This window comes from Pseudomonas sp. 58(2021), assembly GCF_017491585.1.
Classification (GTDB): domain Bacteria; phylum Pseudomonadota; class Gammaproteobacteria; order Pseudomonadales; family Pseudomonadaceae; genus Aquipseudomonas; species Aquipseudomonas fluorescens_BT.
Window position 1 is genome coordinate 1 of record NZ_JAFGYZ010000070.1, and the last position, 282, is coordinate 282.

General features: G+C 63.5%; 1 pseudogene. It reads left to right on the top strand.

Going from position 1 to position 282, the window contains the following annotated elements:
- Positions 1-282: pseudogene (locus J5M72_RS28800) on the top strand (hypothetical protein); the annotation flags it as partial.

A 282-nucleotide genomic window follows, 5' to 3' on the forward strand; every position in this document is an offset into this window, starting at 1 on the left:
CAGCGGACCCATCCACCGGCATCTGGACCAAAGACCTTACGGGGTTGAGCGTGGCAGCGCACAGCTTCACCGCCAAAGCACTGTACGGCGCGGGCCAGACTTCGGGGGCACGGACACTGACCGTGACCGCCGTGGATGTACCGATCATCACCAACGCCCAGGATTCCAAAGGCACCGTGATTCCAGATGGCGGCACCACCGTCGACACAACCGTGAAACTGACAGGCACCGCCAGCAAGGGCCAGCAGGTGGAGATCCTCGACGGGGCCGTCAGCAAAGGGA